This is a genomic window from Lysobacter sp. Root690, assembly GCF_001427785.1.
GTDB lineage: Bacteria > Pseudomonadota > Gammaproteobacteria > Xanthomonadales > Xanthomonadaceae > Lysobacter.
Genome location: NZ_LMHM01000001.1, coordinates 734,097 through 756,115, shown reverse-complemented (window position 1 = coordinate 756,115; position 22,019 = coordinate 734,097). Strand labels below are relative to the sequence as shown.

Annotated in this window: 19 protein-coding genes; 7 read left to right on the top strand and 12 right to left on the bottom strand. The window is 65.7% G+C overall.

The features are described from left to right. The first annotated feature begins 37 nt into the window (after positions 1-37). Positions 38-1,408, top strand: a complete 1,371-nt coding sequence (locus tag ASD86_RS03275) for an aspartate aminotransferase family protein (RefSeq protein ID WP_056106751.1) — start codon at positions 38-40, stop codon at positions 1,406-1,408. A gap of 93 nt (positions 1,409-1,501) precedes the next feature. Here the strand turns inward: ASD86_RS03275 and ASD86_RS25710 are convergent, their stop codons facing one another. The 5 genes from ASD86_RS25710 to ASD86_RS03255 all read right to left on the bottom strand — a co-directional run bounded on the left by ASD86_RS25710 (position 1,502) and on the right by ASD86_RS03255 (position 5,788). Next, entirely contained in the window at positions 1,502-2,821 is a 1,320-nt protein-coding gene (locus ASD86_RS25710; protein WP_082578002.1) for an iron-containing redox enzyme family protein, read from the bottom strand. A gap of 206 nt (positions 2,822-3,027) precedes the next feature. Continuing rightward, positions 3,028-3,300, bottom strand: a complete 273-nt coding sequence (locus tag ASD86_RS27170) for a hypothetical protein (RefSeq protein WP_162253601.1) — start codon at positions 3,298-3,300, stop codon at positions 3,028-3,030. 122 nt (positions 3,301-3,422) lie between these two features. Then, a complete protein-coding gene (locus ASD86_RS03265; protein WP_056106747.1) occupies positions 3,423-4,109 on the bottom strand; it encodes a hypothetical protein in 687 nt (228 codons plus the stop codon). Between the two features lie 72 nt (positions 4,110-4,181). Next, positions 4,182-5,207 carry a M15 family metallopeptidase gene (locus tag ASD86_RS03260; RefSeq protein WP_056106745.1) on the bottom strand — a complete coding sequence of 342 codons (1,026 nt, stop codon included), beginning with the start codon at positions 5,205-5,207 and terminating at the stop codon, positions 4,182-4,184. A 308-nt stretch (positions 5,208-5,515) separates the two neighbouring features. Further along, positions 5,516-5,788, bottom strand: a complete 273-nt coding sequence (locus tag ASD86_RS03255) for a hypothetical protein (RefSeq protein WP_056106742.1) — start codon at positions 5,786-5,788, stop codon at positions 5,516-5,518. Positions 5,789-6,396: 608 nt separating this feature from the next. Here ASD86_RS03255 and ASD86_RS03250 point away from each other — a divergent pair. The 5 genes from ASD86_RS03250 (at position 6,397) to ASD86_RS03230 (ending at position 10,375) form a co-directional block, all read left to right on the top strand. Next, positions 6,397-7,161, top strand: a complete 765-nt coding sequence (locus ASD86_RS03250) for a glycoside hydrolase family 16 protein (protein ID WP_056106741.1) — start codon at positions 6,397-6,399, stop codon at positions 7,159-7,161. Between the two features lie 414 nt (positions 7,162-7,575). Beyond that, positions 7,576-7,893 carry a hypothetical protein gene (locus tag ASD86_RS26370; RefSeq protein WP_056106737.1) on the top strand — a complete coding sequence of 106 codons (318 nt, stop codon included), beginning with the start codon at positions 7,576-7,578 and terminating at the stop codon, positions 7,891-7,893. 80 nt (positions 7,894-7,973) lie between these two features. Further along, positions 7,974-8,456: a hypothetical protein gene (locus ASD86_RS03240; RefSeq protein WP_162253600.1), complete on the top strand. Its 483-nt coding sequence runs from the start codon at positions 7,974-7,976 to the stop codon at positions 8,454-8,456. Between the two features lie 70 nt (positions 8,457-8,526). After that, positions 8,527-8,811, top strand: coding sequence for a hypothetical protein (locus ASD86_RS03235; RefSeq protein ID WP_056106733.1), 285 nt, complete (start codon positions 8,527-8,529; stop codon positions 8,809-8,811). Between the two features lie 229 nt (positions 8,812-9,040). Continuing rightward, positions 9,041-10,375, top strand: coding sequence for a hypothetical protein (locus ASD86_RS03230; RefSeq protein ID WP_157476069.1), 1,335 nt, complete (start codon positions 9,041-9,043; stop codon positions 10,373-10,375). 15 nt (positions 10,376-10,390) lie between these two features. Here ASD86_RS03230 and ASD86_RS03225 read toward each other — a convergent pair whose 3' ends face one another. Further along, positions 10,391-11,155, bottom strand: a complete 765-nt coding sequence (locus ASD86_RS03225; protein ID WP_056106728.1) for an SDR family oxidoreductase — start codon at positions 11,153-11,155, stop codon at positions 10,391-10,393. A gap of 99 nt (positions 11,156-11,254) precedes the next feature. Here ASD86_RS03225 and ASD86_RS03220 point away from each other — a divergent pair, with 99 nt between their 5' ends. Continuing rightward, on the top strand, positions 11,255-12,172 hold the full coding sequence (locus tag ASD86_RS03220; protein WP_056106726.1) for an AraC family transcriptional regulator: 918 nt from the start codon (positions 11,255-11,257) through the stop codon (positions 12,170-12,172). Here the strand turns inward: ASD86_RS03220 and glk are convergent. The 6 genes from glk to ASD86_RS03190 all read right to left on the bottom strand — a co-directional run bounded on the left by glk (position 12,169) and on the right by ASD86_RS03190 (position 21,556). Continuing rightward, positions 12,169-13,155 (bottom strand): glucokinase, encoded by a 987-nt coding sequence (gene glk / locus ASD86_RS03215; protein ID WP_056106724.1) that lies wholly within the window; start codon positions 13,153-13,155, stop codon positions 12,169-12,171. The genes ASD86_RS03220 and glk overlap by 4 nt on opposite strands. Then, entirely contained in the window at positions 13,155-14,903 is a 1,749-nt protein-coding gene (locus ASD86_RS03210) for a cellulase family glycosylhydrolase (protein WP_200957171.1), read from the bottom strand. Before ASD86_RS03210 ends, glk begins: the two co-directional genes overlap by 1 nt. Positions 14,904-14,907: 4 nt before the next feature. Then, the gene (locus ASD86_RS03205) at positions 14,908-16,446 is read right to left on the bottom strand and encodes a tryptophan halogenase family protein (RefSeq protein WP_056106722.1); all 1,539 of its coding nucleotides are present in this window, start codon (positions 16,444-16,446) and stop codon (positions 14,908-14,910) included. Positions 16,447-16,454: 8 nt separating this feature from the next. Continuing rightward, positions 16,455-17,480 carry a cupin-like domain-containing protein gene (locus tag ASD86_RS03200; protein WP_056106720.1) on the bottom strand — a complete coding sequence of 342 codons (1,026 nt, stop codon included), beginning with the start codon at positions 17,478-17,480 and terminating at the stop codon, positions 16,455-16,457. Beyond that, a complete protein-coding gene (locus ASD86_RS03195; RefSeq protein ID WP_056106718.1) occupies positions 17,464-18,195 on the bottom strand; it encodes a SapC family protein in 732 nt (243 codons plus the stop codon). The genes ASD86_RS03200 and ASD86_RS03195 overlap by 17 nt, the downstream gene beginning before the upstream one ends. Before the next feature lie 292 nt (positions 18,196-18,487). Continuing rightward, complete coding sequence (locus ASD86_RS03190) at positions 18,488-21,556, bottom strand: TonB-dependent receptor (RefSeq protein WP_056106716.1); 3,069 nt, start codon at positions 21,554-21,556, stop codon at positions 18,488-18,490. Positions 21,557-22,019: the final 463 nt, after the last annotated feature.

Here is a 22,019-nt window from a genome sequence, read left to right as displayed (position 1 = left end):
CTGACGGCAATCCATTCCGCCCATCCGGAGCGACGGCATGACGACAGACACCGACCACGACGCGCAGGCTCAGGCCAGATCGGCCGCGTATCGCAACGATCGCGCGCACGTCTTCCATTCGTGGTCGGCGCAGGCCTCGCTGGATCCGGTCGTGGTCGCCGGCGCGAGCGGCTCCCGCTTCTGGGACGAGAGCGGCAAGACCTGGCTGGATTTCTCCAGCCAATTGGTCAACGTGAATCTGGGTCATCAACATCCAAAATTGATCGAAGCGATCAAGGCGCAGGCCGACAAGCTGTGCACGCTCGCGCCGTATCACGCCAACGAGGCCACCGCCGAAGCGGCGCGGCTGATCGCGCAGGTCGCGCCCGGCGATCTCAACAAGGTGTTCTTCACCAACGGCGGCGCCGAGGCGATCGAGAACGCCGTGCGCATCGCCCGCCATCACACCGGCCGGCACAAGGTGCTGTCGGCCTATCGCAGTTATCACGGCGCCACCGCGGGCGCCATGGCCTTGACCGGGGATCCGCGTCGCTGGGGCGCCGAGCCTGGGGTGACCGGCGCGGTCAAATTCTGGGGGCCGTATCCGTACCGCTCGGCCTTTTATTCGTCCTCGCCCGAGCAGGAGCGCGATCGCGCCTTGGCCCATCTGGCCGATGTGTTGATGGTCGAAGGTCCGCACACCGTGGCGGCGATCGTGCTCGAGACCGTCGTCGGCGGCAACGGCATCCTGGTCCCGCCCGACGGCTATCTGCAGGGCGTTCGCGAGTTATGCGACCGGCATGGCATCGTCATGGTCGCAGACGAAGTGATGGCCGGTTTCGGCCGCTGCGGCGAATGGTTCGCGATCGACCGCTGGCGCGTGGTGCCGGACCTCATCGCCTTCGCCAAGGGCGTCAACTGCGGCTACGTGCCGCTCGGCGGCGTGATCATAAGCGAGCGTATCGCCGAGAGTTTCGCCACCAAGGTGTTCCCCGGCGGACTGACCTATTCGGGGCACCCGCTGGCCTGCGCGGCCGCGGTGGCCTGCATCAACGTTTACCAAGACGACGGCATCATCGAGCGCGTGCGCCGACTCGGCGACGAACTCATCGCGCCCGCGCTGGAGGCGATCAAGCAGCGGCATCCCTCGGTCGGCGAGGTGCGCGGTGTCGGCATGTTCTGGGCGATCGAACTGGTCCGCGACCGCGACAGCCGCGAACCGCTGGTGCCGTACAACGCCGCGGGCGCCGACAACCGGCCTATGGCCGACTTCGCCGCCGCCTGCAAGCAGCGCGGCCTGTGGCCGTTCACTCATTTCAACCGAACCCATGTGGTGCCGCCGCTGACGATCAGCGAAGACGATCTGCGCCAGGGCCTGGCCATCATCGATGAGGCGTTGGCCGTGACCGATCGATACGCGGTGGCGTAGCCGCTTCGTGCGCGGCCCGATGCCTGTCGGGCCGCGGAAACAAGGAGGCCCCGAAATGCTCGGGGCCTCCTCGATGCAGCGGTCCGTTCGCGGTCAGGCGGCCGCGGCGGCCTTCGCCACCAGCGAATCCAGCCCGAAGATGTCGCGGGTGCTGTTGGAGAAGATCACCGAAAACACTTCGTCGTGATTGCGGAACGCCTTGAACTCCAGTGAATTGCCGCTGGGGTCGTTGAGGAACATGGTCGCGTGCTCGCCGGGCAGGTCGCGCATGCGCACGTGCGGCGGGTCGATGAAGGTGTAGTCCTTCGACTTGATCCGATCGGCCAGTGAACTCCAGTCGCGCCAGTTGAGGTTCATGCCGAAGTGCGGGACGCGCACGGTTTCGCCATAGAAGGCCGACCCGAAGGCGTTGTCGGTGTTGTCCGCGTCCTTGGGCGTCTGGTGGATCACCAGGTGATGGCCGTAGAAGTCGAGATCGATTAGGTTCTTGGTCGAGCGTCCCTGCTTGGCGCCGAGCACATCGCAGTAGAACTGCCGCGCCTGCTGCAAGTCATGCACGCCGATGGCGAGATGGAACTGGTGGATGTCGGTGACCGCATCCCGATCGTTCTTGGCCGGACCAAGCACCACGTCGCCGACGGCCGCGCGCGGGTTCGATTCCTGGCCCGCCGGTTTGGTCGCCTCGTCGTGGATGTTCTGCCAGAACGCCGACCATGCGGTCATGCTGTCGCGGAAGCCGGCTTCGAGCGCCGCCACGCTGTCGCCGTCCATGCCGGCGACTTCGTCGCTGATGAGTTTGCGCAGGTTCTCGCGGTGGGCGATGTCGTGCTCGCCGATATGCAGCTCCCAGAACGTCCAGTCGATGCTCGCCGTGCGTTCGCGGATGTACGGATTGAGGATCAGATGCTCGTACAAGCGGGCCAGATAGATCTGGCATACGCATTCGCCGCCCATCCCGCGCAGGCCGATGCCGTAGGCGCTGGTGTTTTCCGGCGCGATCAATTTCGCTCGCGCGGTTTCCAGCAAGGCGATGTTGTCGGCGAGCGCCATGCCGTCGAGCGAGGAATGTTCGAGTCCCAGACTGGCCAGAAAGCGGTCGTACAACTCCGGATGGGCTTGGGTGTGGTCGCCGCCGCCGAGCTCGTCGAGCAGAATGTCGGCGAGAAAGCTGCGCATCCGGCCCGGTTGCAGGCGCGCGATCAGCAGCGCGATGTCGGAGATGTAGTAGACGGTGAAATACCGGTACTGCACCAGCAGCGAGAACAAGCGGTCCGGGCTGGCGGTTTCGACGAAGGCGAACATGTCCTTGGCGTGTTCGACGGTCCTGCCTTGCAGATCGTCGGCGAGTTTCCAGAACTGGTCGATATCGACGTGGTTGCGGGGACAAGACGATTGTGGCGAATCGATCTTCATGTCGTTGGTCCATCCTGTGGTTTGAGTAGCGATGACATCGAGTCGAGCCGTGCGTCAGCCACCCATCGAATGCCTGTGCCGTAACCCTCCGTGACCAAGGCTTGGCGGCGGGGCGTCCGCGCGTGCTCAACCTCTCGACGACCGTCGCGTGCGAATGTCGACGGCCGATGCGACGATAACGGTGGTTGCGATCAGTCCGCTCTGAGTCAGCGCGACAGATAACGCGTGCGATGTATCGGCATTGCACGCGGCATGTGCCGCCGCGGCGATGCGCGATTCGATACCGCCGCCGCTTGAACGGAAAAATTCAACGGCCGTCCTTTTGGCGTGTGATCGGGTTTGCGATCAGCGGCGATTTCATGCACGAGCTCCGCCGCGGCCTCGTGTGCCGCGCACGGCCACGCATGCAGCCGAATGCAGTCGAGGGGATCGACCGTTCGGTATGTAGGCGCGTCGCGATCACCGCCGCGATCGTTCAAGTTGCGCGAAGTTCCAGCCCTGTCGTTGTATGGGCTGTCAGTCTTGGCCGGATACGTCGCAGCCGCCGCGAATGCGATCGATCGCGTCGCGCCGATGCGCTTGGCGACCGCCGGGTGCGGACTTAAGGCGGACCGACGCGCTCGAGTTTTCGTTCGCCGCCGCGTTCGACCACGCGCCAGCGGCCATCGCGCGATACCGCGATGGTGCCATCCGCGGTCGGTTGCGTGGCGCTGCGCAGCTTGGCCGCGAGTGCAGCATCGGAGCCGGACGTTTCGCCCGGATCGGCGGCGCTGTCGGTGAGGCCGGCCGGCAACGGCGCGAGGCTGTCGCGACGCACGCGGCATTGCGGATCGAACCAGTATTGGTGGCGGATCGGTCCCTGAGTGTCGTCGTGGCCGTAGCTGGCCATGCGCATGCCGTCGCGGTCGGCGCCGAACGCGCGGCTGAGATCGGCGTTATCGCCGTGGCAAGTGCGCCGGCCTTGCAGCCAACGCTGCGGCGCACCGGCGGCGAGCCACAGCGCGCCGTCGTCGGCGTAAGCGAGATCGGCGATCTCGGCCTCGGCCTGGAAGTGTTCGCTGCGGCCGTTGCTCAGATCCAGCCGATGCCAGTCGCGGCCCTGCGCCCAGGACAGCTCATCGCGCTGCGGATGAAACGACAACGGTCCCTGCGCCGGCAGTTGCACCGCGGTGGTGTCGACCGCGGGCACGACGCCGCGCGGCGGTGCGGCGCAAGCGGCGGTCGCGATCAGAAAGCAGGCGGCGACCGCGAGGCGCAGACGACGATGGCGAAGCGATGCTGCGGTCATGGCGAAGCGGTCCCGGCCGGCGCGGATGGCGTCAGTATCCACGCGAACGCCGGGATCGTCAGGCGATACACGTCACCGTCCGCCTAGCCCGAGGTTGTTCCAGACCTGATCCAGTCCGCCCTGGCGATACGCCGGCAGCATGGTGCGTGCTTCGCCGGCGCCGAGCCCGGGGTGGTATTCGATATGCGGGCGGTCGTTGATCCCGCGCCAGTTGCCGCCCCACTCCAGTCCGCGCTGGACCGCGATCTCGCCGTAGCGATCCCAGTTGGCGTTTTCCGGCCAGCTCGGCTGGCCGTTGGCGTTGTTGAAGGCCACGTCCACCGCCAGCCCGTAGTTATGCCAGGAGCTGCCGCCGGTCGCGTTGGTCACCACCCGGCCCGGCGCGGTGCGGCCTTGCGCGAACAGCGCGTTCTGCTCCTCGACGCTGCGGAAATCGCTGACCACGCGCATGTCCATGCCTTCCATGCGCGCGCGCGAAATCACGTCGGTGGCGAGGCGGGCCATCTCGCGGTTGATGTTGGCGTTGTCCAGACGTGCGTTGGGATCGGCGGCGTGCAGGTTGACCAAGTCCTGCAACTCCTGCGCCGCGTTGGTCTCGCGCAACTGCACGCGGGTGTTGATGTCGTCGTAGACGCTGCGCGTCGTGGTTTCGTTGTTGAGCTGCACCTGGCCATCGTTGCGGATGGTGCCGGCGACCTGGCCGTCGGCGCCGATCAGATTGCCGTTGCGAATGCTGTAGGTCTGCCCGTCGAGGGTCAGCGTGCCGGCATCGGGCGTCAGCGAGGTGGGCGTGGCTTGCGGATTCAAGGTCTGTTCGGCGACGCCCTGCAGATAAGTCGCGGTGGCGAGGTTGGGCGCGGCGTTGAACGCGTCCAGTGCCTGCACCTGCTGTTCGACACTGAGCTGGGCGTAGTGGGTGTTCGCGGTCAGCGCGGACAATGCGGCCACCGCCTGGGGATTTTCGGCCAGGGCTTCGCGCAGATCCTGTTCCTGGGTCTCGGCCTGGGTCGGCGTGGACTGCGCGCCGAGCGAGGCGGACTGGCTGTCGTGAGTGCCCGAAGTGCCTGCGGTGCCGGAGCTGCCGTTGACGCTGTCCATGAGTCGGTCTCCTGTGCTGTGTGCCGCCCGGTGCGCGGCGGTGATAGCGGTCGTGGCTCATTACAGGTGCCGAGATGGCACAGGACCAGCTAGGGATTACCCTTGGAAACGGTTACATGCTCGTGGAAGTGCGTTCTACGTCACGGTCGAATGTGGCCTGGGCCGGCCGCCCACGAAAACCGACGTCGAACATTCAGGCCGACATGGGTCGATCGCGACACCGTCGAGCATGGATCGCCAAACAAAAAGCCCACCGCATGCGGTGGGCTCGGTTGCGGCTCGCGGCGACGAGCGCCGCGGCCGACGACTCAGTTAGCGCCTTCCGGGCCGCCGGTTCCGCAGGTGACCTTGCTGAGGGTGAAGTAACCCTTCAGGGTGCCCCAGGAGTAGCTCTCGCCGCAGTGGCCGTAGGAACGCTCGCCGACCACCTGGGTGCGCGTCGCATCGGAGTAATAGGTCTGGATGTAGCTTTCGCCCGGATTCGGATAGGGCAGGGCGGCCGCGGCGAACGACACGATCAGGCCGACGGCGAACAACGCGAGCGACAACTTCTTCTTGGACAACCTGTGCAAACGGAACATCGGAACTCTCCTTAGCGCCTTGGGATTCCGGCCCACGCCGGAACGTCGCTTCTACCCGTCGCGCGACGGGACCGACCGGCACTGCTGCGCAAAATCGCGACCAGGGCAGACTCGGCAAATTTTGTATCGAGGCAAGCGACCGTGCCCGTTGACGGACAACTCACCTCGCCGATGCGGGCGCAGCGTCGTGCTGTCGTGCAGCACGGCTCGGGCGAAGGCCGAGGCTTAGTACCAACCAGCCCACATCCGGAATGTGAACCTGTCCGCGCAAAGAATCGTTCGGCAAAACACCGGTTGACAGCGCTGTCATGCAAGGACAGCGTCGGTCGCGGACCTGATGCGGAAGGGTGGCGAAACGTCGGCGCATGCACCGATCGATCCATCCTCGCGGCCGGTTGCCGAATGCTCGGGCGCGTCGCTGGCGGCATGCGCTCAACATTGGCGGCGCCGCGGAATTTCTCATCAAGGACCAAGCAGCCGGCCTGAGCGGTCGGGCTTGATCGCGGCCAGTCGGATATAGCCGAACACCTCGCGTCGTTGCGCGCGAGTCGTCGCGCCGTGTCCGGTCGAATCGATATTCACTCCCTTTCCCACGAGGATAAGACGTCATGAAACTGCTTATGAAAGGCATGCTGTTCTTCGTCGCCTGCATGTTCGCCGGCGGCGCCAGCGCGCAGACTTGGCAGCTGGCCTGGAGCGACGAGTTCAACGGATCGATCGGCCCGAGCTGGGTGTTCGAGACCGGAAACGGCAGCGGCGGCTGGGGCAACAACGAACTGGAGTACTACCGGCGCGAGAACGCCGGCATCGAGAACAATGCCCTGGTCATCACCGCCCGGCGCCAGGATTTCGGCGGGTTTCGCTATACCTCCGCGCGCATGAAGACGCAGGGGATCCGCAACTTCAGGTACGGCAAGATCGAAGCGAGGATGCGGCTGCCGTCGTTCATGGGCGCGTGGCCGGCGTTCTGGGCGCTGGGCTCCAACCTGCCGCAAGTCGGCTGGCCCGCCTCCGGCGAGATCGACATCATGGAGCATGTCAACAACGAAAATCGTACCTACGGCACCATCCATTGGCGCGACCACAACGGCAACTACGCGCAATACGGCGGCAACACCGCCCTTAACGTCGCCGACTGGCACGTCTACGCGGTGGAGTGGGACGCCAACGCGATCCGCTGGTACGTCGACGGCAACAAGTTCCATGAAGCCAACATCCAGAACAGCATCAACGGCACCGACGAATTCCATCGCGACTTTTTCCTGCTGCTGAACTTCGCCATCGGCGGCAACTGGCCGGGCTTCAACGTCGACGAAAGCAAGTTGCCGGCGAAGATGCACGTGGACTATGTGCGCGTGTATCGCAGGCTCTGAGCGAAGGCATGAAGGCGACAGCGTGGCGCCGCCCGAGGCGTCGTCGCGCTGTCGCGTCGCAGTACTAAGGGGCGATCCTCCGGCGATGGTCGGCAACGTCGTCCAGGGCAGCGATGCCTCTGCCGCAGTGCGGCATGCATCGGACCGAATGCATCGAAGCTCGAGTCCAGGCCTTTGACCGAGAGGTCAGACGGTTCCGAGCTGTCGCCGCGTCGCGGTTCGGATCGAGCTCAAACCACGGCTTGATGCCGTCTGGTTTTCGACGGCGGTCAGACGCTTAATGCGCGCTGCGTCCGGATTTCCATCCAAGCGCGGGTTGCTCGCGGCGCTTTGCCATGCAGCCTTCGGCGGGATCGGCCAAGTGATAATCTCACCGGGCCGAATGAGTCGGCGCCACCCATGGGAAGGATCGTCATGTTCAAGTCTCGCTTGCTGACCCCATTGCTGTTTGGCTCGATCACCGTCTTCGCCGCGTTGCTGCCCATCTCCAGCGCGTTCGCGGCCTGCAACGATTGCCCCTGGCTGTTCGTGCGCTGTATGAGCCGCGCGGATACGCCGGAAAAGCAGCAGGTCTGCGAAGAAGCGCGTGCGCTGTGCGAAGAGACCTTCTGCACCAATCCGATCGCCGCGCCGTTCACCGACCTGCCGCGGCCGATGGTCGAAAATCCGTTGCCGCGCCCGATCCAGATCGCCCAGGCGCAGAGCCCGCGGAGCGAACGCAGCGCGCAATAAGCCTTGTTCGTTCGTGCGGACTCCGGCGGCGGTCGTGGCATGCGGCCGCCGCTGATTTGGCGCCGCGCTGTTTCCGCGGCATGGCGTCATTGACCGAGGTCCCGGGGCAACTTCAGATGCGGATCGCCTTCGATATCGACGGGACCTTGACTCCGCTGGGTCGAGGGCAATTCCGATCTTCGTCGTTGCCGCTGCCGATGCGCCTGGTTTTTCGCGAACCCTTGCGCGAAGGGGCGGTCGCGCTCATGCGCGAGCTGCAGGCCGACGGGCATGAGGTCTGGATATACACGTCCTCGCTGCGTTCGAAGCGCTACCTGTACCTATGGCTGTTATGCGCGGGAATTCGTCTCGGCGGCGTGGTGAATGCAACCGCCCATGCGAACGCCTTGCGCGGCCGGCCCGTCGGTCCGTCCAAGTACCCGCCGGCATTCGGGATCGACTTGCTGGTCGATGACTGCGCCGGAGTCGAAGCGGAAGGCGACAGGCACGGCTTCCGGGTTGTTACGGTCGATCCTGGCGACCGGTACTGGGCTTCCAAGGTAAAGGCGGCCTGTCGCAAATGAAAAATCATCCCGAACTGAATCGCTGCGTGGACGGCTTCAATCCCGCCGTTGCGCGCATGGCGGCTCATCGATGAGAACTTCGGACGCATACGTCGTACTTCAGGAGGAACTGGAAGCCATCCGCACCCTCCCTGAGACCGAACTCATCGCCTTGGTGGGGCGCGCGGCTTCAACCCGAGTCGTCGGCGTGAGTGGGGAGCCGATCGAGATCGAGTGTCAGGTTGCTTGGCAAGACAAGACCCATGGCGCTGTTCGCGTCACCGCGCACGCTCGCGGGCCGAGTAACTGGCGCCATGAGCATCTGCAGGAAGCCATCACGATCGCCGTGTCGTCGGGCGCCTCCGCCGAGATCTGATTCGGGCCCAGGCGGCTTCGTCGCGGGCGGCATGCAAGCAGCGATGACGCAAAGCCTGGATGCACGCGCCCATCGCGCTCGTCGAGGCCAGCGCGTACACGGCGGTTCGCTCGCGTCGATCTGCCGCGATGCATAATCCCCTGCCTTGCATGGACGATTCCGTTATGGACGGTGGCCGGCGTCACAGCCAACGGAAGGCGTCGGCAGCTCGCGAAAACGGAGTCGGTCGGTGAAAACAACGTGGCTTGTGGCCTTATGCCTGCTGTGGCCGGCGACGAGCGTCGGCAGTGAAACCGGCGTGCACACCGGATCGAGTATCGACTTCTCCTCGGCGCGCGCGCTGCGCGAGGCAGCCGGTCCGTGCCGTTTCGACGGCGAGCCCGACGGCGATGCGTTCAATTCACTTTATGACGAGCAGAACGATGACATCGCACCGGACCAGGGCATTCGCCGTTATGCGGTCAGCGCCGCTGGCTTGTGGCGTTTCGGTCTGGAGCAAAAAGATCGGCGCCTGACGCCGCCGATCTTCGACCGCATGCAGCCGATCAATGACCGATTGCTGCAAGTCGCGCGCGGGAGCTGTCAGGGCGTGATCGACGTCCACGGTGCCACGGTGTTGCCGCTGGCCTATGCGAGTCTGGGTGTGGATCACATCAACGACGACGGCAGCGTGGTGCTGGTCGGCGGCGATCCCCTGGGCATGCAGCTGATCCGCATCGGGCCCGGCGATCGCCCGCTTGTGCGGCGCTCGGGCTATTACGCTTACCTCTCGCCTTATCGCGGCAGAAGCGGCGGCGAGACGTACTGGTATGCGCCGAAGGCCGATGCCGGCGCGACCGGCATACTCGCATCCGACCTGCGCGAAGTGCTGCCGCCGCGTTTCGATTCGATCGAATTCGTCGATGCCGCGAGCGGCGGAATCGACAGGTGTCCGGCGTCGAAGCCAAGTCAGGAGCAGGCTGCGGGACGCGGCGCCGGACTGTGGATCGCATTCGCCAAGCAGCGGGTCGAACTGTTGAGCGAGTGTGGCCCGCACCATGCAGCCGACGGCATCGCCAAAGTGATCGAGCTGCGTGCGCTGACCGATGGGCAGCCGGCGGCGTTATGGTCGTGGAATACGCTGGTGGCGCTGGCGCTGGACACGAAGGACGATGGTTGTGTCTACCTCACTCTGGACCTGACCCCGTTCACCCGCGCGCCGCATGGCCTCAACGGCTGCAGGGTCGCGATCACCGGATCGGGAATGCTGGCGTTGCCGTCGGAGGACGGCAACACCGAGTTGTTCCGTTTCGATGCGCGCGGCGAGCCGCGCCGGGTGGGGCGCTTCGAGGGGCGGCTGTACATGCAGACTCAGGACTTCCTGGTCCTGCAACGCGCGCGCGGCTATGCGGTGATCGACGCGGCCGGGCGAACGCCGTTCGGCGAGGATTTCCAGGACGCGGCGCCCGGTTGCGGCGCCGTGCCGGTGTCGTTGCGGCGCGGCGGGCTGTGGTACTCGCTCGATATCAATACACGCACCCTGGGCAAGGGCACGCCGGGCAAGCCGTTCTTCTTCAGCTGCTGACGGCGACAGCCGGCTTCATGCGAGTCGGGGCTGCCGCGCCAATGCCACGGCGTCGGCGCCCGCCGGGAAATGCAATCGATCTGATGCGTCGTTGGCCGCGCGCCAGACCGCTTCGGCCACATCGCTCTCGCGGGTGACCGCTGTGTTGTCGGCGAGGCCGGCGAACACGCTGTGCGCGAACGGCGCATAGGCCTCGGGAATCAATCCCTGCATGCGTTGCTGGCCGTTGGAAGTGAAACGGGTCGACGGGCCGTAACCGGGCTCGATCAATTTGACTCGCACCTCGAAGGCCTGCAGTTCGTGCTGCAGCGAAGCGGTGAATCCCTCGATCGCGGTCTTGCTGGCGGTGTAGGCCGCCACCAGCGGAAACGCGGCCAGGGTGGCGCTGGAGGTGACATTGACGATGGTGCCTGCGCGGCGGGCCCGGAACTGCGGAATGAATGCCTGGCACATCGCCATGACCGCGAAGGTATTGGTCTCGAAGACGTCGCGCACGGTCACCATGGGCGTGGCCTCGAACGCGCCGAACAGGCCGATCCCGGCGTTGTTCACCAGCACGTCGACGGGCCCGGCGAGTTCCAGCGCCTGGGTGATGCTGGCAGGGTCGGTAACGTCGAGCGCGAGGATCCGCAGGCGCTCGCAGGTAGGCAATACGTCCTCGCGCGGCGTGCGCATCGTGGCGATCACCTTCCAGCCCTGGGTGAGGAAATGGCGGGCCGTCTCCAGGCCGTAGCCCGAAGAACAGCCGGTGATCAATACGGTCTTGGTTGCGTCGTTCATCGTTTGGCTCCAGTGAAGTGAATAGTCCGGAGCGAACGATAGGGAAGGCCATCGGGATGGTCGATAATGGGAAGTCCGTTTTAATTTAGCGAGCGTCCAATGAGCGACCCGCTTACCGAAGTCGTCCGGTTACTGCAGCCGCGCGCGGCGTTCGCCAACCTCATCAGCGGCAAGGGCAACTGGGCCGTGCGCTACGCGCAATACGGCCGGCCCAGCTTTTGCATCGTGCTCGAAGGCGGCGCGCTGCTGGCGGTGGACGGGCATGCGCCGATCAGCATCCGCGCCGGCGATTTCGTGCTGTTGCCGACGACGCCGGGCTTCACCATGTCGAGTTTCGTGCCGGCGCCGCCGGTGTTCATCGATCCCGAGCTGGTTCCGGGCGGGCAGGGCGAGCTGCGCCATGGCGATCAGGACGGACCGCCCGACATGCGTTCGCTCGGCGGCGCGTTCCTGTTCGACGGCGCCGATTCCGGGCTGTTGGTGTCGCTGCTGCCGGCGGTCGTGCATGTGCAGGGATCGCAGCGGCTCGTCCAGTTGGTGCAGATGGTCGGCGAGGAGTACGAAGACCGCAAACCCGGCAGCGAGTTCATGCTGAGCCGGTTGGTCGAGATGCTGCTAGTTGAAGCGCTGCGTTCGGGCACGGCGGTGACCGCGCCGCCGGGATTGCTGCGCGGCCTGGGCGACGAACGGCTGGCGATCGCGTTGACGCGGATGCATGCGCACATCGACCGTTCCTGGACGGTCGCGCAACTGGCGAAGGAAGCGGCGCTGTCGCGATCGGCGTTTTTCGATCGCTTCACCCGAGCGGTCGGCGTCGCGCCGATGGAATACCTGCTCGCATGGCGCATGGAAATCGCCAAGGACCTGCTGCGGCGCGACGAACTGAGCGTGGCGGACATCGCCGAACGCGTCGGCTACGGTTCGGCCAGCGCTTTCAGCATCGCCTTCAGCAGGCAGGTGGGACGTTCGCCGAGCCGGTATGCGCGAGTGGAGCCTGAAACCACCGGCGACGGCTAAGCGACCGCCGCCGGTTCGTAGGTTTCCGCCGCATACGCCGCCGCGCCGAGCAGGCCCGCGCAGGCGTGCACGACCGCCAGCGACGGCACGTCGGCCATGGCCGGCGAAAAGCGGCCCTTGGCTTCGAAGGCCTGACGAAAGCCGCGTGTCCGCATCGCATCCAACAGCTTCGGCACCACGCCGCCGGCGAGGAATACGCCGTCCCAGGCGCCGAGGGTCAGCACCAGATCGCCGGCCATCGAGCCGAACGCCGCGCAGAACAGATCGACGGCTTGCTGGCAGTGCGCATCCCCGGCCGCGGCGTGCGTGTTGATCTGCGCGGGCGACAACGATTCCGCCGCCACGCCCTCGACCTCGCACACCGACAGATACAGATTCACCAGCCCGGGCCCGGATACGAGGCGTTCGCACGACACGCGCCCGAACCTGCGCATCAGACATTCCAGGGTACGCAGGTCTTGCGGCCGCGACGGCGCGAAACCGGCGTGGCCGCCTTCGGTCTCCAGCGGAAAGCAGCGGCCGTTGCGAACCAGCAGACCGCCCACGCCCAAGCCGGTGCCCGGTCCGATCACCGCATACGTTTGCGTGGCGCGCGTGTCGAAGCCCGGCCAGCCGAGCGGACCGATCGCCACAACGTCGTCCGCGCGCAGCCGCGAGATCGCCATCGCCTGCGCGGCGAAATCGTTGATCAGCGCCACCCGCGGCGTCCCCAGCGCGGCGCCGATTTCGGGCGCGCGGATCTGCCAGGGATGATTGGTGATCTGCGCTTCCTCGAAACGCACGCGGCCGGCCACCGCGAACACCGCGGCATCGGCGCGTTCGCCCAGTTCGTCGAGGAAGTGGCGCGCGGCATCGGCGGCGCCCGGGAAATCCGCTGCCGGGTACTCGCGCACGCTGTCGTGCAGCAGCGGCGCGCTTCGCGCCAGTTCCGCCATGGCGAAGCGTGCGTTGGTACCGCCGATGTCGCTGACCAATACCCGCATCAGCGAGCGTCTCCGGAAACGGGTTGCAGTTGCAGCGACGCGAGATCGGGCGTGCCCGATACCGCTTCGACCACCACCGTGTTGCGGCCGCGCGGCAAGGTCACCGGCCGGGATTGATTCACATCGATCGGCGCCAATGCGTCGCCGTTGAGCTTTATCTTCAGCCGACCGGCGCTGCCGCGTACCGTCAACGCGTAATTGCCGGCGGCCTCGACCTCGATCGTGTACTTGAGCCATTCGCCGTTCTGCATCGCGGCCACGCGCAGGCCGTCGGCGGTGCGAATCAGGTCCACGCCGTCGTTGCGATACAACTGCGACGGGTTCCAGTCGCCGCTCGGCTTGCCGCTCTCGTTCGCCGCGGTCAGGTCGAAATAGGCCACGCCGTTGCGGCCCAGATCGAAATCGACCGCGGCCACCTCGCCACCGCCGGACGCGATCGCATTGCGCTTGAACGGCAGGCTGCGGTCGTCGCGCGGCGCGCGCAGCCAGGCATCGACCACGTCGGGATGGCGCGCATTGTTGTGCAGGAGAATGTCGTGGTTGGCCAGGGTCAGCAGCGCCTCGCGCGCCTGCTCGCGGCTCGGTCGCGGGCCCTTGCCTTCCCAGTACGCCAGCACTCGCTCGTAACCCGGGTTGGCGATCACCTGCAGCGGGTTGTTGTAACGCAGCTTCTTCACCGGCCAGTTGGCCCAGCCGATGCTTTCGCCTTCCATGGTTTCGACGGTGCGGGCGAACCAGTCGTTGGAATTCTCGCCGGTCTCGCCGAGCCACAGCGGGATGTTCCAGCGCGCGCGCAGGGCCAGTTGATCCTTGATGCTGTCGCGGCCGGTGCCGTTCCAGTACTTGTGGAAACTCAGCACCAAGTTGTCGTCCCACAGGCCGGCATCGAGCACGCCGCGGTAATTATTGCCCCAGCAGTTGCCTTCGATGATGACGATGTGGCGCTTGTCGACCTCGCGGATCGCCGCGGTGGTGCGCATCAGCAGCTCGCGCAGCGGCGCGTTGCCGGTTTCCTCGCAGCCGTTCTTGTCCTTGGCGCTGGCGAAGCCCCAGTTGGGCTCGTTGATGATGTCGTAGCCGGCGACCGCGGGTTCGTCGCGATAGCGCTGGGCCAGCTTGCGCCACAGCGCGACCATCTTGTCGCGGTTGGCGGCGTCGTCCCACAGCGAGTGCGTGGACGGGTCGCGATCGGAGATGTTGAGGTCGTTGCCCTGACCGCCGGGCGCCGCATGCAGATCGAGAATCACGTACACGCCGTTGGCCTTGGCCCAGGCGATCAGTTCGTCGGTACGACGAAAACCGTCCTCCAGCCAGGTCTGCTGGCCCGGCACCGGCTCTTTCGACACCGGCAGGGTGTAGAGCTCGTAATGCATCGGCAAGCGGATGGAATTGAAGCCCCAGGCCGCCAAGGTGTCGATGTCGTCCTTGCTGACATAGTTGTCCAGCCAGGCTTGGTAGAACACCTGCGTGTCCTGCTCGCCGATCAGATCGACGATGCGCCGGCGGATCGTGTGCTGCATGCCCGGACCGCTGAGCCCCAGCATGTAGCCCTCCTGCAGCATCCAGCCGCCCAGACCCACGCCGCGCAGAATCACCGGGCGGTTGTGTTCGTCGACGATCTGCTGGCCTTGCGCGCGCAGGAATCCCTCGGCCTGGGCCGCTTTCGGCGCGAAGGCCATCGCCACGCACAGACCCACCGAAGCCAGCGCGACGCCGAGGCCGCGCGTGTTGCCGGAACGAGTGTTCATCCGATCACGCGACATTGGCGGGCACCGTCACGCGAGGCGCGCTGGGACAGTACTGGCTGAGATAAGCCTGATGCGACGGCAATGCGCGCACGGTGGCGTCGACCTGGGTGCGGATGTCGTCGAGGAACCGCCGCAGATCGGCCTGGCTCATGGTGTCGGCGGTCGGATGATGGGTCTTCGGCGTGATGCCTTGGCCCATCATCACCTGGATCCACGAGTTCTCGGCGAACAACTCGCCGGGCACGTGGAACACGGTGCCGGTCTCGCGGAACAATTCGATGCGACGGCGCAGCGTATCGGGCAAGGTCATGCTCGACACATATTCCCAGTACGGCGAATCGCGGCGCTCGGTGGCGTGGTAGTGCAGCACCACGAAGTCGCGGACGTGCTGCAGCTCATCTGCCATCTGGGTGTTGTATTCGTCGACACCGGCCTGACTGATGACCTGCGGGAACGAACGGATCAGGTGAGTGATGCCGCGCTGGATCAGATGGATGGTGGTCGATTCCAGCGGTTCGATGAAACTTCCGGCCAGACCGAGTGCGATGCAGTTATGGCTCCAGCACTGCAGGCGCCGTCCCGGACGGAACCGCACCGGCCAGGGATTCTTGAGGATCTCGCCGTCGACGCTATCGAGCAACGCCTGCTTGGCCTCATCGTCGCCGACATGACGGCTGGAATAGACGATCCCGTTGCCGACCCGGTGCTGCAGCGCGATGCGCCACTGCCAGCCCCACTTTTCGGCGATCGCGCGGGTGTACGGCACCGGATCGCATACCGAAGTGGTCTGCACGGCGATGGCGCTGTCGTTGAGCAGCCAGTGCGACCAATCCTCGAAGCCGACGCCCAGGGTTTTGTCGATCAGCAGCGCGCGGAAGCCGGTGCAATCGATGAACAGATCGCCTTCGATCACTTCGCCGCGCTCCAGGCGCAAGGCGGTGATGTAGCCCGAATCCGGATCGGTAAGCACTTCGACGATCTTGCCTTCGATGCGCCGGCACCCGTTGCCCTCGCTCATCGTGCGCAGGAATCGCGCGTACAGGCTGGCGTCGAGGTGGTAGGCGTAGTTCATCCGGTAATTCTTCAGATGCGCGAACTTGCCTTGCAGCGCGGCCTGCAGTTCGACGCAGTAGTCGTCGTAGCTGCCGGCCAGGCCGAGTTCGCGGCCCCGACGCCAGAAATGCTGGAAGCCGGCGCTCCAGTGATCCTTGCCGGTGCTGCCGAAGGAATGGATGTAGCGGTGCTGCTCGGTGGTCCAGTTTTCGAACGAGATACCGAGCTTGATCGTGCCCTGGGTCGAGGCCATGAACTCGCGCTCGTCGATATCGAGCAGGCGGTGGAACGTGGTCAGGGTCGGGATCGTGGCTTCGCCGACGCCGACGGTGCCGATTTCCTCCGATTCGATCAGGCTGATCTCCAGGCTGCCGCCGAGGATCTTGGAAATCGCGGCCGCGGCCATCCAGCCCGCGGTGCCGCCGCCGGCGATCACCACGCGCTTGATCGGTCTGGCTGCGCTTGCATTGCGCTCGGCATCGTTATGCATGGCGTCTCTCAACGGTTCAGGCCGTGTAGCAGGCGCGCGCGCAATTCGCGCGCGCGAAGTTCGTCGATCGGCGCGAGCAGGCCGCGCACCGCTTCGGGAATATGCGCCGCGGTCTGCGCGTCGGCATCGAAGACGTAATGGCGGAACACTTCGCGCCAGATCTCGCGTTGCTCGGGTGGCAGGTCGCGCACGCTCATGATCGCGAGCAGCAACGCGTTCATCGGCGTGTCCATCCACTTCGGTGACTGCCGCCACCAGTAATTGACCAGCACATTGAAGGCATCCAGTGCCTGCATGTGATGCCACCACATGCTCGGGATCAGCACCGCATCGCCGGGCCCGAGTTCGGCGGTTTGCGCGTGGCGCAAGGCGTCGGCGAATCGGGGAAAACGTTCGCGGTCGTGCTGGTAATCGGGCGCGGTGAAATCGACCAGGCTGACTGCCTGTCCGGCCGGGGTGCGATCGAGCGGACCGATGTACAGGTTCTGCAACTGGTCGGGCGGAAACAACGTTACCCGACGCCGGCCGGCGACCACGCAGGCGATGTTATCGGGGACGTCCTGATGCGCGGGGATGCGAGTGCGATTGCCGATCCAGATGCTCGCCAGCGGCTGGGCCGCGCCGAAGCCGAGGTCGTTGTGCTCGCGAAAACCCGGCAGCCAGGTATCGATCGTGGTGGAGCCCACGTAGACAGTGGGCGCCGCCGGATCGTTGAGTTGTTGCAGCAAGCTGTCGAGCACGACCGGCAAGGTCGACTTCTCCTGCGAGAAGCCGAAGCCGAGCATGTCCTCGCGATAGGAAATCCGTCCGCCAGCCTGCGGTGGCGCGATGCTGACCGTGACCGGCGTATCGCGCGCGAAACCCTTGAGGTAGGCGATCGCCTCCTGCGCCGACGCCGCGCCGGCGCGGGCGATCGGCCAATCCGCCGCGAGACCGCGCAAGACGTACGGCCGGGTGGGATGCAGCAAGGCCTCGGGCAGCGCCGCCGCGTCGATACTGTGCAGTTCCTCGATGGCCTCAGCGATCGGCGGCATGACGGCGGTTCACTCGTTCGATCAGGTCGCGCAAGTTCGACATCGAGGCCATCGCCATGTACGCGGCTTCGAGAAAACCGGCTTGCGACAGCTCATGCAGTGCCGCGGCATCGAGTTCGCGCAGGCGTTGTTCGTCGATGGTGTGAAATCCGGTGAGGCGCAGTTCGGATCGGTCGTCCAGGCGGATATCGAGCGCGAACGGTTCCAGCAGGCGATGGCGCAGCAGCGCGGCGATGAAGTCCGCATTGTCGCGCAGGCCGTCGTGCAGCGCGCGCAGCATCGAGGCCATGTGGTCGAGGTACGCGGTGGTGCCGCCATGTTCGAGAAACAGCGGCTCACCCTCGGCCGCATCGCCGCGGGCGACGCGCGGATGAGCCAGGTCGATATGGATCATCGGTTCGTCGTCGGCGATGCCGATCAGAAACGGCAGGCGCTGGACCGCGATCGGCAGGTAATGCGCGTCCCAGCGTTGGGTGCCGGAACCTTCGCCGTCGAGAAACAGGTTTTCGTCCGGCCGCAGGCCCAGCAGCGCCATCGGCTGGAAACCGCCGTCCGCGGTCTTCTGGAACACCACCGGGTAGTGCGCCTGCAAGTCGCGGAACTCGCGGAAGAAGGTCGGCGCCAGCATCGTATCGTCGCCGTAGCGAGCACCGCGGGCGGTGATCACGCGCAGGTCGTGATGGTCGATGTTGTTGAGCAGTACGGCTTGGGGCATCGCGGTTTCCAGGATCGGTGCGGGCCATGAGTGAGCGTGGCGCCCAGCGGGTGCGGATTCCGCGGAACACCAGCCGCGGCGCAGGTTTCCGCGGGGCTGCGCCCGCGGTGGCTGCTCCGGAGGAGAATGTACCCGTGGCGCACCGAGGGGAAGGCCCGCGCATCGCCGGCGCATCGGGCGCCGGACCGTGGCCGAAGACGATGGCCGCCATGCCCTCACCGTCGACGTCGCATGGGTCTGCCGAAGCAGTAGTCCCGTGCGCGCCGACGGCAAGGCGTGGCGATCGCCGCGATCAGAACTTGTAGCGCACCCCGAACATGTAACGCGGCCCGGACTGATCGTAGGAATACAACTGGCGCGAGTTGCGCCCGTGTGTACGCATGGTCTCGTCGGTGATGTTGATGCCTTCCAGCGACAGCACCAGATTGTCGTTGACCGCGTAGCTGACGTTCATGTCCAGCTGCCCGTAAGCCTCGACGTAGGCGGGATTGGCGCCCTTGCCGTCGCCGAGCGAGGTCAGGAACTTGTCGCGCCAGTTGTAGGCGGCGCGCGCCTGCCACGGGCCCTTTTCGTAGAACGCGACGAGATTCGCCGAATCGCTCAGGCCGGTCATCGCGAACTGGGTGCCCAGGCGCCCGTCGTTATAGGTCAGACCGGAATTGACGATGGTGTAGTTCGCCGCCAGGCCGAAGCCCGAGTCGCCGAACACGTGTTGCAGGTTGAACTCCCAGCCGTCGAGCGTATCGGAGCGGTTGTTGACCGGCGCGGTGATGTTGAACGTCAGGACCGGATCGCCGGGCTGGCCGGTGATCGTGCCGGTCGCGATGCCGTTGGCGTCGACACCGGTTCTGACCACGCCGGGTTGGCCGTTATAGGTGTTGAGGATGAAGTTGCGGATGCACGGCCGGTCGGTGGCGGCGCAGCCCTGGGCGATGGCCTGATTCCAGTACGCGCCGCCCGCGGGTGTGTGCAGATCCGGATACGGGGTCTGACGGCTGACCTGATCGGCGATGAAGTTGTCGATCTTCTTGCGGAAGTAGCCGACCGAGAAATAGCTCGATTCGCCGTAGTACCACTCGTAGGACAGGTCGAAGTTGCGCGATTCCAGCGGCTTGAGCCCGGGATTGCCCGCGCCGCCGCCGCCGCCGTCGTAGCGCGCCTGACCGCCGACGCCCAGCGCCGGATTCAGGCTGCTCCAGTTCGGCCGGCCGATCGACTCGCCGTAGCTGGCGCGCAGCTTCATGCTGTCGGTCAGGTCGACCGACACGTCCAGGCTGGGCAGCCAGTACTTGTAGTCGCCGTCGAGATTGCGGAACTCCGAACCGGAGTAGCGGATGATGAATTCGTTCTCCGACAGCCAGTCGATACCCGACGGCGCCGGCTGCAGCGCCGAGGCCTTGACCTTGGTGCGCTCGTAACGCACGCCAGCGGCGAGGTTGACCGGCAGCTTCCACTCGAAGGTATTGCTCCACTGTACGTAGAAGCTGCTCGACTCCTCGCGCACCTGGCTGTCGCCCACGGTGCGGTTGGCGGTGCTGCCGGGAACCGCGGCGCCGCTGTAGTCGAACGACGCGCGGTAGTCCTCGCGCGAGCCCTTGCCCGCGGCGACCCACGCGTCCTCGGCCAGCTGGCGGACCTGATCGAAGTCGAACAGGAAGAACGAATCGGTGAAGTTCGGATCGTTGCTGCCGCTGACGCCGTTGAAGAAATCGCCCATGTGCTGCAGGCGCCAGACCGAATCGGGGTAGTCGTTGACGCTGGTGGCGCCGCCCCAGGTATCGAGCTGGACGTTGGTGAAGGCCGAGCGGTTTTCGTAGTCGGTCGAGGCGACGCCGAAATTGAGCTTGGAATAGTTCTGGAACTCGAACTCGCCGTTGGCCTGGAATTGTTCGATCTTCGCGCGGTGCATGTCGTTGCGGAACACCGAGCCGGCGACCAGCATCTGCGCCGGGTCGATCGCGGTCATGCCGGCCGGCAGGTGCAGCGTCAGCACCGGGAAATCGCGGCTGAAGTCGATGGTATTGCCGGCTCGGAAGAAGCCGGCGGCGCCAAGCGTGTTGCTCGAGCCGTACGGGCTGTCGGGCGAGGATTCGGCGGTGGAGCGGTGGTAGTCGAAGTTCAGCTTGAAGTTGTCGGCCACGCGCCAATCGACATTGAGGCCGACCGACTTGTTCTCGCGCTTGACCGCGGTCTTGCTCGCGCCGTTGGCGAAGTCGGAGTTGCCGTTGTAGCGCTCGTCGTAATAGGTCGGCGAAGAACCTGAGCCCTTGGTCCACGAACTCGTGCCCGGAGTGAAGTTCAACCACACCGACATGTCGTTGCGCAGCTGCTCGATCTTGTTCTGCGAATAGGTGTAGTCGAGCGTGGTGGTGAGGTTGTCGGTCGGCGCCCACTGGAAGGTGAGCTGGCTGTTGACGCGTTCGCGTTTGACCGAGTTGATGCTGTAGCCCAGGCTTTGCGGCATCGAGTAGACGTCGTTCGGGCCGGGGCGGTTGGTGATGTTGCCCGAACCGGGCTGGCCGGGCAGCGGCAACGCCGAGCCGGCGCCTTCGCCGTTGGGCTGCGGGGTATCGATAAACGGACGCCAGCCATTGCCCGACGCCACGAACGCCGAGGCCGAGCCGGATTCGCGCTTGAGGTAATTCGCGCTCAGCGCGATGCCGAAGCGACCGTCGGCCGAGGTGTTGCTGAAGATGCCGGACGCGTCCGGCGTCACCGAATCGCCCTTGTAGGCGCCCGGCAGATCGTCGTCGGAGCCGTCCCAGATGCCCTTGATGCCGGCATTGGCGTGCAGGCCGGGATTGTCCAGCGGCCGCGCGGTCTTGATGTTGATCGTCGCGCCGATGCCGCCGGTGGGCGTGGCGGCGCGGCTGGTCTTGAACACCTCGACCGCGGAAATGGATTCGGCCGCCAGGTCGCTGAATTCAAACGCGCGGCCGCCGGTCGCGGTCGGCATCTGCCGGCCGTTGAGCAGCACGAGATTGAAGTCCGGGCCGACGCCGCGCACGGTCACGCGCGAGCCTTCGCCGTTGCTGCGGTCGATCGACACGCCGCTGATGCGCTGCAGCGCCTCGGCCAGGTTGGTGTCGGGGAACTTGCCGATGTCCTCGGCGGCGATGCCGTCGACGACACCCTGCGCATCGCGCTTGAGGTTCATCGACGAGGTCAGGCTTCCCTTGATGCCGGTGACGACGACCGTGTCGAGCGTCCTCGCATCGCGCTCGCCATCGGGTTTGGGCTGCTCGTCGGCAGCGGTGCCCGGCGTGGTCGTGGTCGTCTGTGCGTACAGCGGCTGGCCGAGCACCAACAACAGTGCGGACGCCAGCATGGTGTGCCGCGGGGCAACACGCGTTTGCTTCATCGAAACTCCTCCCCAGGATCTTGCGATGGATATGCAGGTACATCCTGCATGCCCCGAAAGTGCCGCGGGGCGATTTGACACGCGGACTGACAGCGCTGTCAATAAAACAGGACATGGGCTGCTACGGACTCGACAGAAAGCGTTTTCTCGGCCGATTTATTTGTCGCGGCGCAACATGGCGATGGCGCGAAACGGCCTTGCGTCGCGGGATGGACGATGCGTGTGCGCATTCATGAAGGGATAGCGCGCCTCGGAGCGCTTCATGCGACCGAGCACGCCCGCCACGCGTCCTGGCAATAAGGCAGCAGCAGCCTGTGTCTTGGCGTCCGACGCTTTGCTGACCGGGGTGCGCGCGACGGTCCCGCGATCGCCTGCGCACGCGCGGCAACCGGTCACGCATCGCAACTGAGACCGTCGGCCGATATGCGCGATCGCGCAGGCGCGCCGATCCGCCCGGGGCCGG